Raw genomic sequence first — 11,603 nt, forward strand, 5'->3', positions numbered from 1 at the left:
TACAGCCTCTCGTGCATCAGATCCTTGTACTTAGTGAATTTTATCAGTGCCTCACTTTTAAAACTCGAGCTATGCGACTATCTGACTTTGTCTTGCTGTGTCCCGGAGAGAAGAAATTTACCGTACTGCACCGCGGCGTGCTCGTTGCGAAGCGCGCCATCCCTGGTCACCTGGTGCTGTTGTTCCAGATGAAGGGCTATTACGTCGAGGCCTTTTGCCATGTGGAAAGTAAGGCGATCGCCCGGTATTCGGCCTTTGTGGATCCCCGCCACCTCGATGTCTACCTCGATGCCATCCGCCTCGACGAATTACTGCACTGACGCCTGCCTCCTTTGTTTCGCCCTGGCCTTCCTTGGGACGCTGCCGGCTCCGTAGATCTACGGGGCAGCGAAAACCCCCTGTGAAAACAGGGGGTGGTTAGTGCCTGGAATGCGTTTGAACGGTTTAAGAGTCAAAGCAGCCTTTATATGGCACTAAAGGGGACAAATCGTTCGCCCTGCCGCTGCGCGCGCCTGATGGTGCCCGGATCGGTCCAGTCGAGTACGAACAGGGCCGTGAGCTGCGCGCTGAGTTGCTGCATCGACATCGGTTTCGTCAGGAACATCGTAGCCCCGGAGCTGAAGCTATCGTCGATGACGCGGCCAAAGTCGCTGCCGGAAAAGGCGATCACCGGGAGCGCATGCATTCCCCGGCCGCGGATCCGCCGCAGGCATTCGTGCCCGTTCATGCCGGGCATATTGAGATCAAGGAAAATCAGGTCGGGAGTTTCGGCCGATAGCTGCGCCAGCAGGTCAATGCCCGTGGTGAAGGCCCTGAAACGCGTAGAGGGGGAGAGGCTGTTCAGCACACTTTCAAAAACAAGGAGGTCATCTTCGTCGTCATCAACCATCCAAATGTCTTTGAGAACGGATCGGGTGATATCCATTTTCAAAAATTTAGATAAACCGTTGAGAAAAAATTGTCCCCTCTTTCTCTGTATGAGTTGCGATGCCTTGTGAAGGTACGGGCTATTGCTCCAGTGCGCAGTTTTATTTAAGCCAGGCGGCTACGCGGTGCGGGCGGCGTCAGCGTGTTCGCTGCACGAAGGCATGTACGTATTCGGCGATGGCTCCCTGTAATGCGCGGTCGATGTGCGCGCTGTCGGCCCGGTTGCGGTGCGTGTGCAGCAACGCCTGTGCGTGTTGCTCCAGTTCGAGCCGCAGGGTGTGCGTATAGCCGGCACAGAGCTGCCGGTAGTGAAGCTCTTCGCGTTCGCGGTTGATTGCGGCCGCGTTCGCGAAGAACTCCTCGACGAGCTCGAAGAACCGGCTGCGCACGGCTTCGTGAAAGGCTACCAGTATGGTTTCAGAGTCGCTCATCACGCTGCTTGTGTGCGCGGGTTACGGATCAATTCTTCCGGAATTTGTAGACGCGCACCGGGCCGGTGCCGACCTTGTAGGAGCCGAGCTGCTCCTTCTTTTCGGGAGCTTCCTGCACGGAAAGCTGCAGTCCCTTGAATTCGGTGTCGTGCAGCGAGCGGATCGCGTTGAGCGCGGCAGTCTCATCGTCCATCACGATCTGGCCAAAGCCGCGCGATACGCCGGTGAACGCATCGAGTGCGATCTCGGCGGAGGCGACCGGTCCAAACGGGGTGAACAATTCCTGCAGGGCAGCGTTCGTTACCTCGGAATCGAGGTTATAAATGGCAATATTCATCAGGAGGGGCGGGGTCCGAGGCGTGGAAAAAAGCAGGAGCGGGAAAGGGAAGGAGGCGGAATTCCAACGCTGGTGCCGGGATGACATAGTAAAGATAGGCCGAACGGCCGCAAGAATGCGCACGCGCCCGGAACATTAACAGTAACGGGCGCGCACGGGTTCTTATTCGCCCTCGTTGGGAACGGTGGTATGGGCAATATGACGGATCGACAATTCGTAGCGGGGGCTCAGGCTGATCACGAACTCGCGCTCCTGGATGAGCGACTGCACGGTGGCGTCCTCGAGCAGCACCTGGGCAAGCGCCGAGGCGAGGGGCACGTCCACGATCACGTTCCGGAGCTTGCCGTTGGCAAGGCCGATCTCGAACTTATAGCCCGACTTGCGGGTGAGGCCGATGCGCTCAAAGTCAGGGGCGTTGAGCGGGAGCACCTGATCGCCGCTGCTGAGGGCACGCTTCATTACGATGCGGATAACGGGCAGGTAGCGCTGCCATACTTGCTGATACATATTGTTGACCGTGGAGTTTCGTTTAAAAAGTAGATTTCCGCCTCAAAGATAACTCCGAAGCAGGCCCGCATTGCTGCGACCTCGCAAGGATCGCAAGGCTTTGTCTTTTATTTGACGTACCCGCTCTGCCGTCATGCCGAGCGAATTGGCGATTTCCTGCAGGCTGCTGGGCGCCGTCTGGCCGATCCCGAAGAAGGCGATCACCACGGTACGGTCGCGCTCGCTGAGCCCGGAAAGGCTGCGCCCGAGCTCGGTTTGCAGCGATTGGGTATGCGCCACGGCCCGGTCGGAGGCTCCGCTGTCGTCGATCGCCAGCTCGTCGTAAAGGCTGCTGTCTTCGCGGCCGGGGAGCGGTGCGTCGAGGCTTTCGTGGCGGTCGGCGATGCTGTTGGCAAGGCGCACGTCAGAAACCTTCAGCTGCAGCGACTCCGCCACTTCCTCAAGCGTAGGCGTGCGCTCGTGTACCTGCTCCAGGGCGCAGGCAGCCTGGTGCACGCGCAGGCCAAGCCCGATGCGGTTGGCCGGCAGGCGTACCAGGCGCGCCCCATCGGAAAGCGCCTGCGTCATGCTCTGGCGGATCCACCATACGGCGTAGGAGATGAACTTGAAGCCCTTCGTTTCATCGAAACGGCCGGCGGCGCGGATGAGGCCCACATTTCCTTCGTTGATGAGGTCGGAGAGCGAGAGCCCGCGGAACTGGTATTGCTTGGCCACCGACACCACGAAGCGGAGGTTGGCGTGCACGAGCTGCTCCAGCGCGTCGGGATCGCCTTCGCGGATGAGGCGGGCAAGCCGGGCCTCGTCTTCCATGGTGATCATCGGGAGGCGCGAGATCTCGAGCAGGTAGCGGTCGAGGCGGTCGGCCTTCCGGGGCGTAAGCAGGGATTGGATGACGAAGGGGCGCATCGGCAGTTGTTGGGGAGTAAAGCAGGAACCGGGCACGGGCTCAGGCAAACACGCGTACGTGCAGCGGGAGCTCGGCTCCGTGGAGGGCGTGGTACAGGTTCTGCACTTCGTGCAGGTGGCGCACGGTGCGGCGGAGCGCGGGCTGCGTGCAACCGGGCTCCGGGCGGGCGCTGTCGAGCTCCAGCAGGTAGTTGCCGGTGAGCGGCACCGCGTGGAGGCGTACCCGCGGGCTGGCAGCGAAGCCCACGGCGCGCAGCACGGCTTCGGAGAGGGGGGCGGCTTCGACGCGCGGGGAGGCACAGCTTTCGTAGGGGTGCTCCTCGCAGCCGCTAAAGCCGACATAGGGAGCGCCCTCGAAGCCTTCGTCGGCGTTGATGAGGCAAATGCTGCGCAGGGCGCGGTCCACCCAGATGAAATTCCCGATCCGGTAGTCGTTGATCTGTATCATAAAACAGTATTAGAGCCGTAAGCGGAAATCGTAAAGCAGTAGGGGAGCGTAGGAAGAATTGCGATTTGAGACCGGCGGTAAACAATGAAGGTAGTTCTATTCCAACGGAAGCCCTTTTTTATTTAATGCTGCAGGCAAGGGCGGGCGCCGATTCTGCAACATTGACAAATCGTTGGCGTTATTGTGCGGGATAAGGCCTACCTTTACACCGTCAATCGTTTGAGCCTCGCATTCAGTATCGGCTAATTATCCTGCCTTCGCATGTAACACTGCCTCCGCATCTTAGTTACTCTCTTACTCCTTGCCTTCCTCAGATCTTTATTTATTTTTTCAATCAACACGTATGAACATCTACGTATCGAACTTATCCTTCAATATCCAGGATGAGGACTTAAGAGAGTTTTTTACCCCCTACGGCAACGTCACTTCCTCGAAAGTGATCATGGACAAATTCACCGGCAAATCCAAGGGCTTCGGCTTCGTGGAGATGAGCGATGATGAGGCCGCCCGCAAGGCCATCGCCGAGCTCGACAACGGCAGTGTGGAAGGCCGCACCATCCGCGTGATGGAAGCCCGCCCCAAAGAAGATCGCCCCGCCCGTAGCGGCAGCAGCCCCTTCCGCGACAACAACGGATCCGGCAACCGCCGCTGGTAAACGATACACAGGGGCCTTTCGGGGCCCCTGTATTTTTACGGCCGTCGAACCGGCTCCACCCTGCAACCATCGGAGCCACCGGAGTTGCGGGATTTTTTATTCATAAAACAAGTGAATGGCAAAATCAAAAGAAACGTTCAGCAAGCGCGAAATGGAAAACCGCAAGCGCAAACAACGCCAGGAAAAGAATGAGCGGAAGCTGGCCCGCAAAGATCAGGCGCCGAAGTCGTTTGACGACATGATCGCTTACCTCGACGAGAACGGCAACCTCACGACGCAGCCTGTCGACATCAAGAAGAAGAAAGTGTATTCCCTCGAAGAGGTACCCGATGCGGTGCCCAAGGCCGAGCACTTTATCCTCGACGATTCGATGCACACCGGCAATGTCCAGTATTTCAGCAAGTCGAAAGGCTTCGGCTTTATCAACGACAGCGTCACCGGCGAGCGCATCTTCGTGCACAAGGACCAATGCAACTTCCCCATCATGGAAGGCGACAAGGTCACCTACATCCTCCGCAGCGGCGACCGCGGCCTGCTGGCCACCCTCGTGCGCAAGGCAGTGTAGCGTCTTTCTCCGGATCGGAAGCGCCCTCCGGCTGCGCCAGGCGTACAGCGCCCGGCCTGAGCAGGTGGTGCTTACCTCCTGCATCAGTAGTCATAAGCTTCGGCAGCGAGATCCGCTCGGGAACGACAACCATCTTCAAAAACAATCAGTCCGTATGCACCCGGGGCACAACGCCCCGGGCTCTCGGCGTTGGGCCTGTCCGAAAAAAGCACGTTACTTTTCTCCGTAGATATACGGTACCGGCTGCCGTTATACCGGCGCCACGCTTACCGTGAGGCTGCGGCTCGCAAAGGAGTAGCCGTTGAGCCGGGCTACGGCGGCAAGTGCCTGCTCCGGCACCGGCATCTCGATGAAGGCGCGGCCCTGCGAGCGGTTGTTCCATTTGTCGCGCTGGATCTCCACCGAGTGGATCTCTCCATAAGGCGTGAACAAACGTTGCAGGTCGGATTCAATAAGGCTCGGGTCGAGATTGCCGATCAGGAGGCGCATGTGCGGATGTTTTCGTTACAAAGGAGCGGGAGGGAGGCAAGGAGCAGGAGAGTAACTAAGATGCAGCCGCAGGATAAAGTGCAAAGGCAGGATAATTAGCAGGACCGATCGCTCGTCTCGGGGAAACTTTAGTGAAGATAGGCTACCCGAGCCGTATTGCAGCTCATCGTTGGCAGGGGAAAGCCGTTTTTGTTCCGTAGAAGCACGGTCGGCGTCCTTTTTTTCCACCGCGAAGCTTGTGCTACGGGCCTTAATTTAGCGCGACAAACATAACTGTATGAAGATCCTGCTCCTCCTGCTTTGCGTGGGCTTCGTTCTTTCCGCACCGGCACAGCTCACCCTGAAGCCGAAGGCGGGCGTCACGCTAAGCCGCTTCCAGCGCGCGGAGCAGGGCTACCCGTATTCTTATCCCGATCGGAACGTTGGCGGCTTTGCGGCCGGTGCTGCCCTGTCCTGTTCGCGGGGCCACCTGTCGCTGCAGGCGGAGCTGCTCTACAACGCCAAAGGAAACCTCGTGGCGTATCCCGCGGACGGGTACTCCATAGGCATCCCGCCGCCGAACGCGCACCGCTTTCATTACCTCGAGTTGCCGCTGCTGGCGTACTACCGCCTCTTCAGCGGCCTGCACGCGGGCGCCGGTGGCTATTACAGCTACCTGCTTCGTGGCGACGCGTTCCGCAAGGGTAAGCGGATCGACGACCCAGCCGTAAGCTACTCACGCTCCGACTTCGGCCTGCTGGCGGAGCTGGCCTTCCGCAGCCGCCGCTTCGAGGTCGGTGCGCGCTACAGCTGGGGCCTGAAGACGGTGCAGCAGATCACCACCGTGCCCAACGACCCCGAGTTTGCGCAGCAGGCTCCGGTCGATATGGGCCGCAACCGCAGCCTGCAGCTTTATGTGGCTTACCCCATCCGCTTCTGACCGCCCACGCTGACCACGGGCTGTCGTTTAACCCATGCCGTACGATGCGCTCCGGACGGCTTCGACTGTCTGACTTAGTCGAACCCTGCTCATCGGACCGCGCAAGCGCGGGGAGCGGGGCTGACCCCCCTTGTCGCAACGGCACGACGGCGCTCCCGAAGCCTCGGGAGGCACAACGAAAAGAGGAGACTCGTTGCCTTTCTTCGTCGCGCCGTTGCGCCGTTGCGCCGTAGTGCATCGAGGCCGCTTGCGGCCGGCCATTTCAGCGCTTCCGCGAAGCACATTAACCGGAAAGGCTTTTACGGAACTAAAAAAGCCTCCGGGGGAGGCTTTGGTGTTTGCGGCAAAGAGGTTGGGGACTAGTTCAGGTAGCTGTTCGCACGAAAGCTGTGTCCGCCGATCAGCACGGTTTCACCGGTGCGGTCGAGCAGGAACTCGGGGCGGGCGCCGGGGCGCTGCAGGAGCGGCTCGTGCTCTTCGCAAAGCACCCGCATGGTGCCCTGCAGGTAGTGCACCCGCTCCTCGGGCGTATGCAGCCCGTTGTAGTTGAGGGGCACTACGGCCACCAGCAATCCGGAAACATACATTTTGAGGTACATGGCGTTCAGGTTTTAGGTCCGCCGCCGGAAGACCCGGGCGGCGCTCACTGTATAAGACGCCTGGCGGGCCTTGTTGTTTGATAAGGGAATGCTAAAAAGAGGGCCCCGAACCCCACGCGGGGCTGTATCGGTGAACGTATCGCGCCGGTATTATTCAGTACCTTTTACGGGATGAAACCCTCCGTTCCACCGCCCGCCGCCCGCCGATACCACCCTACGTCCGGAGCGGGACTGCTCCTGTTGGCGTTGTTCTGCGCAGCAACCGCCACCGCCCAGCGAACCGCGCTCCCGGACAGCGGGCGCTTCCTGCTCTACCTGTGGTACAAGCCGGTGGGCGAGGAGACGTATACCGTCACCCGCCAGGGCGGGCAACGCCTGATCGACGTCCGTTTCCAGTACGAGGACCGGGGCACCAGGGTGCCGATGGAAAGCCGGCTCGAGCTCTCCGACCGCTTTGCCCTCCGGTCGTTCACGCTCACCGGCAAGCCGGGACGCTTCAGTGTCATCAACGATTCTTTCTCAACGAAGGGGGAAGGCTTGTCGCTGACACGCGGCGGCCGGACGACGGTGCAGAAGTCGACCCGCAAGGTGTTTCCGCATTATACGAGCGCGCCGGCGAGCCTCTACCTGTTCCTGGTGAAATATTGGGAAGCATCCGGGCGACCCGCAAGTATTTACTCGATCCCCGACGGCACGCCGGTCCGGATCGCGCACGCGGGCGTTGATTCCTTCTCGCGCAACGGCAAGACGCTCGTGCTGCACCGCTACCGGATGGAGCGCGAGCGCTTTCTCGTACGCTACCTCTGGTTGGATGCGGACGGAGCCCTGGCCGGTATCGCCGCGGGATTTCTGTCGACCATCAATGCAAAGTACAGCGACCTGCTCCACGAGTTCCGCACCCGCACCGCGCGCTACACCTTACTGGAGTTCCCGGTGCCGCAGCCAGAGAACAGCCTCGTGATCCGGAATGCGCGGCTTGTGGACATCGAGACGGGTACGGTTACCGGGAATGCAGTGATCCACATTCAGCGCGGTGTGATCGCCTGGGCGGGCCCCGCTTCGGAGGCACCGGTGATCAGGAAAGGGAAGACCCTCGACGCCGCGGGCGGTACCGTGCTGCCCGGACTCTGGGACATGCACCAGCATTACAACAGCGCGGTGCTCGGGCCGGCGCTGATCGGCATGGGCATCACCTCGGTGCGCGACTGCGCCAACCAGGACGATTTTCTTGCACTCGTGAAGCGCTCCATCGACCAGGGCGAAAGCATCGGGCCGCAGATCTACCGGGCGGGCCTGATCGACGGGTCGGGTCCCAATATGCTGGGCACCGTGGCGGCCAATAGTCCGGCCGAAGGGCGGGAAGCCGTGCGCCGGTACCACCGCGCGGGCTACGACCAGATCAAGGTGTACAACTCGGTGAAGCCTGCCGTGCTCGGCGCCATCTGCGCGGAGGCCCGCGCACTCAGGCTCCCGGTGGTGGGCCACGTGCCGCGCGGCATGAGCGTGGGTGCCGTGCTCGACTCGGGGATGACGGGGTTGAGTCACATCAATAACGTGATGGCGGGCTTCGACATCGACAGCAGTAGTTATACGATCGATTATGCAAAGCCGGTGAACGCGGCACTGCTGGCCAGGCTGAAAGCGACCGGCGCTGTGATCGACCCGACCTGCGTGTTCCTCGAGCTTGCCCGCCGCCCCCTCGCGGCCGATATTCGCGCGCTCTACCCGGACGTGGATACCTGGCCGCGCTTCATGGCCACGGACATCCGGACCTACGGCTCGCCGGCCGATACGATCGCGAAGTACCGCTTCGGCCGCCGGCAGCCGCTTTACGGAGCAACGCTGCTGCGGATGCTGCGCGCGGGCATTCCCGTGGTGGCCGGCACCGACCTGCAGCCCTTTCCCGGCTATCCGCTATACCGCGAGCTGGAGCTGTATGTGCAGGGCGGCTTCACGCCACTGGAGGCGCTGGAAACGGCCACATCGATCCCGGCCCGGGTAATGGGAAGTAAAGCCGGTACGCTCCGCGCCGGCGCCACCGCCGACATCATCATTGTGGAGGGCGACCCGCTCACCCGGATCGGCGACTTGCGCCGCGTGCGCTGGGTGATCCGCGGCGGGCAGCTGTACGACGCGCCCAGGCTGCGGCGCGCACTCGGGTTCGGGCGTTAGCCCGCGATGGCCGTTCCCGGAAAGTGATAGCAGAACAAAGGATGGATAGAAGTCGTTCTTAGATCAAGAACTCCGCTCATTCTGGTCAGGCGAGCGGCGAGCCGTGACGTCCCCTGCAGGAACAGCTTTTTTCTCCCGCCTCCCGCTGGACGCTTCCCGATTTTGCAGGGAGCCCCGGATCCGGGGGCAGCTCGTGGTCGCTTTGTCCCCTGGCCTGGTCGGTCGGGCAGGAATTCGCCGGGAGATGATTGCGAACGCAGGCGTGGCAGCGCCCGCCGGGTGGTTGCCTTTTTGGGTTGCCTACAGCATCACGTTGCGGTCTACCAGCACGCCGTGGAACTTCTTGGCGCGCTCTACCTGCTCGGGTGTCAGTTCGGCCGTGAGGGTGAAGCGGTCGTAGTCGATCACCGGCCGGCGGATGCTGAGGTGATACATGCATTCGGCCAGATCGGCGAGGGAAGGAAAAAGGAGGGTAACCTGGCTCATAATCTGTTGTAAGCCGTGAAGATAAACAATCTTCCGAGAGCCCGGTCCAATTGCGCGCACGGGGCGGTAAGAAAAGCTGCGCGGAAAGCCGTGGCGCCCGGCGCCGGCTTTACCGCGTCCGGCGAATCGGGGCGCGGCTTTCGGCCGGATTGGCTACCTTTGCTCCTGCTTCGCCCTATGTGCCGACAACTGCTTATCCTCCTCCTCCTGCTGACCGGCAGCCTTCCCGCCGTTGCCCAGTCGCTCCCCCGCGACTTCGCAAGCCAGTACCTCCTCGTTGCCCGCGTCGGCGACCTGCGGGCGGTGGCCGACAGCCTCGTGCGCGTTGGGGAGCAGGAAGGAAACAAGGACTTCGTGCGCCTCGTGCAGCTCCACCGCTCTTATTATCGCTCCTACGATCCCCTGAACTACGGTCCCGGCAAGTCCGGCGGCGACCCCGAGCGCGAGCTGCTGGCTTCACTCGAGGCGGCCCGCAAGCGCAGGGCCACCGGCTTCGAGGCGCTCAACCTGCTGCTGCTCTCGCAGTTCTACTGGGGGCGCAACGATTTCGGCCGCGCCTTCGAGTACGCCCTTCGTGCCCGCGAGCTCTATGGCCCGCGCGACGCCCGCTGGTTCCCGGCCAAGTACTTCGCCCTCTACGAGCTCGCTTCCAAGTATTACCACTTCGAGGACTTCAAAACGGCGCGTAGCCTGCTGCAGGAAGCCCTCACGTCCGCCAACCCGGATGCGGACGTGTTCGAGGCCGTGCCCCGCAGCGTGGCCCTCAACACCCTCGGCCTCTGCTACCGCAACCTGGGCCAGTACGACTCCGCCCTTACCTACTTCCGGCACGCCCTCGCTGCCGGCGATCCCTCGCCCGACAAGATCTATATCAGCATCATCCGCGGCAACCTGGGCATCACCTATTACCACCTGCGCCGCTACCGGGAGGCGATCCCCCTGCTCGAGGAGGACATCCGCCATTCCCTATACAAGAATGCGGCTACCGTGAACGGCGTCAAGAGTATGGTGATCCTGGCCCAGATCCACCTCGACGAGGGCCGCCTTGCCGACGCCGGCCGGCTCATCACCGACGCCTACCGCATTACCCGCGAAGGCGGCCTCCTGTCCGACCACAAGCTGCTGAATACCCTCTACCCGGTGCTCGCCCGCTACCACGATGCCATCGGCGACCCCGCTGCCGGCGGCCGCTACTGGCGGGCCGCCCTCGACAGCCGCGACTCCTTTCACCGGCAACGCAACGCGCTGGTGGCCTCGGGCGCCGTGCTGAAGGTGCGCACCGAGCAGCATGCCCGCGAGCGCGTGCTGCTGGAAGATCAGCTCGGGATGCAGAAACTGATGCGCAATGTGCTGATCGGCGGCATCCTGCTCCTCTCGGCCCTCGGTATTTTCACGATCCAGCAGCAGCGGGCCCGGCACCGGTTGCGCCAACGGGCCGCTTCGGCCGAGCTGGAGCACGCCCGGGCGCGGCTCGAAGCGTTCACGACCGCCGTACAGGAAAAGAACGAGCTCATCGAGCGCTTCCAGGCCTCTGTGGGGCAGGCGGTATTCGAGGCAGCCGATACGCCCGAAGACGCCGGCTCCTACCGCGAACTGCGCTCCCTCACCATCCTCACCGACGAGCAGTGGGTGTATTTCCAGGACCTCTTCGAAAAGGTGCACGCCGGCTTCCTCGACCGTCTGGCCCGCAAGATCCCGGGACTTACCCCGGCCGACACCCGCTACGTGGCCCTGAGCAAGCTGAATCTTTCCAACAAGGAGATCGGCGCCATGCTTGGCATCAACGCCGCCTCGGTGCGCGTTACCCGCTCCCGCCTCCGCAAGAAGCTCGGGCTGGGGGAGGAGGCGTCGCTCGAATCCGTCATCGCCACCATCTGACCGGGTGTAACGCCCGCGTTACAGTGCTGTAACGAGCTGGTAATCAATATCTAAAAATGTAACGCCGGTTGTAGCGCCGTTTTCTTGCAATTTGGGTCCGGGCGGGTCATCTTCGGCCCATGAACGGTATCCGGCCTCTTCTTCGATCCAGGTACACCTGGCGCATCCTGCTGGTGCTGCTGCTTGCCTTCGCGGCTTGCACGGCGATCTGGCGTTGGTCTGATGCGCAGACGGAGCACCTGGAAAAAAAGATCGGGGCCCCGGGGCCGTCCATCGACTAAAAC

General features: G+C 61.7%; 16 protein-coding genes. 7 read left to right on the top strand and 9 right to left on the bottom strand.

The genetic code is table 11. The features are described 5' to 3' along the window. Nucleotides 1–71 precede the first annotated feature (71 nt). Nucleotides 72–320 carry a hypothetical protein gene (locus tag ABD937_RS15100; protein ID WP_345256591.1) on the top strand — a complete coding sequence of 83 codons (249 nt, stop codon included), beginning with the start codon at nt 72–74 and terminating at the stop codon, nt 318–320. Between the two features lie 143 nt (nt 321–463). Here ABD937_RS15100 and ABD937_RS15105 read toward each other — a convergent pair whose 3' ends face one another. The 6 genes from ABD937_RS15105 to ABD937_RS15130 form a co-directional block, all read right to left on the bottom strand. Next, nucleotides 464–925, bottom strand: coding sequence for a response regulator (locus tag ABD937_RS15105; protein ID WP_345256592.1), 462 nt, complete (start codon nt 923–925; stop codon nt 464–466). A 139-nt stretch (nt 926–1,064) separates the two neighbouring features. Continuing rightward, the gene (locus ABD937_RS15110; RefSeq protein WP_345256593.1) at nt 1,065–1,358 is read right to left on the bottom strand and encodes a hypothetical protein; all 294 of its coding nucleotides are present in this window, start codon (nt 1,356–1,358) and stop codon (nt 1,065–1,067) included. Between the two features lie 28 nt (nt 1,359–1,386). Continuing rightward, nucleotides 1,387–1,695, bottom strand: a complete 309-nt coding sequence (locus tag ABD937_RS15115) for an RNA recognition motif domain-containing protein (RefSeq protein WP_345256594.1) — start codon at nt 1,693–1,695, stop codon at nt 1,387–1,389. Nucleotides 1,696–1,857: 162 nt separating this feature from the next. Next, entirely contained in the window at nt 1,858–2,202 is a 345-nt protein-coding gene (locus ABD937_RS15120) for a hypothetical protein (protein ID WP_345256595.1), read from the bottom strand. 42 nt (nt 2,203–2,244) lie between these two features. After that, complete coding sequence (locus ABD937_RS15125; RefSeq protein ID WP_345256596.1) at nt 2,245–3,108, bottom strand: sigma-70 family RNA polymerase sigma factor; 864 nt, start codon at nt 3,106–3,108, stop codon at nt 2,245–2,247. Between the two features lie 40 nt (nt 3,109–3,148). Beyond that, a complete protein-coding gene (locus ABD937_RS15130; RefSeq protein ID WP_345256597.1) occupies nt 3,149–3,556 on the bottom strand; it encodes a hypothetical protein in 408 nt (135 codons plus the stop codon). A gap of 343 nt (nt 3,557–3,899) precedes the next feature. On the opposite strand from ABD937_RS15130, the gene ABD937_RS15135 reads away from it, so the two are divergent. Beyond that, entirely contained in the window at nt 3,900–4,211 is a 312-nt protein-coding gene (locus ABD937_RS15135; protein WP_345256598.1) for an RNA recognition motif domain-containing protein, read from the top strand. 115 nt (nt 4,212–4,326) lie between these two features. Next, the gene (locus ABD937_RS15140) at nt 4,327–4,776 is read left to right on the top strand and encodes a cold shock domain-containing protein (protein ID WP_345256599.1); all 450 of its coding nucleotides are present in this window, start codon (nt 4,327–4,329) and stop codon (nt 4,774–4,776) included. 249 nt (nt 4,777–5,025) lie between these two features. On the opposite strand, the gene ABD937_RS15145 is transcribed toward ABD937_RS15140, so the two are convergent. Continuing rightward, a complete protein-coding gene (locus tag ABD937_RS15145; RefSeq protein WP_345256600.1) occupies nt 5,026–5,265 on the bottom strand; it encodes an RNA recognition motif domain-containing protein in 240 nt (79 codons plus the stop codon). A gap of 277 nt (nt 5,266–5,542) precedes the next feature. Between ABD937_RS15145 and ABD937_RS15150 the strand changes: the two genes are divergently transcribed. Beyond that, a complete protein-coding gene (locus ABD937_RS15150; RefSeq protein WP_345256601.1) occupies nt 5,543–6,184 on the top strand; it encodes a porin family protein in 642 nt (213 codons plus the stop codon). A 359-nt stretch (nt 6,185–6,543) separates the two neighbouring features. Here ABD937_RS15150 and ABD937_RS15155 read toward each other — a convergent pair whose 3' ends face one another. Further along, the gene (locus tag ABD937_RS15155) at nt 6,544–6,783 is read right to left on the bottom strand and encodes a hypothetical protein (RefSeq protein ID WP_345256602.1); all 240 of its coding nucleotides are present in this window, start codon (nt 6,781–6,783) and stop codon (nt 6,544–6,546) included. A gap of 171 nt (nt 6,784–6,954) precedes the next feature. On the opposite strand from ABD937_RS15155, the gene ABD937_RS15160 reads away from it, so the two are divergent. Then, nucleotides 6,955–8,955, top strand: coding sequence for an amidohydrolase family protein (locus ABD937_RS15160; protein WP_345256603.1), 2,001 nt, complete (start codon nt 6,955–6,957; stop codon nt 8,953–8,955). 300 nt (nt 8,956–9,255) lie between these two features. On the opposite strand, the gene ABD937_RS15165 is transcribed toward ABD937_RS15160, so the two are convergent. Continuing rightward, entirely contained in the window at nt 9,256–9,441 is a 186-nt protein-coding gene (locus tag ABD937_RS15165) for a hypothetical protein (protein WP_345256604.1), read from the bottom strand. A gap of 177 nt (nt 9,442–9,618) precedes the next feature. Here ABD937_RS15165 and ABD937_RS15170 point away from each other — a divergent pair, with 177 nt between their 5' ends. Continuing rightward, nucleotides 9,619–11,319 carry a tetratricopeptide repeat protein gene (locus ABD937_RS15170; RefSeq protein WP_345256605.1) on the top strand — a complete coding sequence of 567 codons (1,701 nt, stop codon included), beginning with the start codon at nt 9,619–9,621 and terminating at the stop codon, nt 11,317–11,319. A gap of 119 nt (nt 11,320–11,438) precedes the next feature. Beyond that, entirely contained in the window at nt 11,439–11,600 is a 162-nt protein-coding gene (locus ABD937_RS15175) for a hypothetical protein (RefSeq protein ID WP_345256606.1), read from the top strand. The last annotated feature ends 3 nt before the right edge of the window (nt 11,601–11,603 follow it).

The sequence above is a fragment of the Flaviaestuariibacter amylovorans genome, from assembly GCF_039541815.1.
GTDB lineage: Bacteria > Bacteroidota > Bacteroidia > Chitinophagales > Chitinophagaceae > Flavisolibacter > Flavisolibacter amylovorans.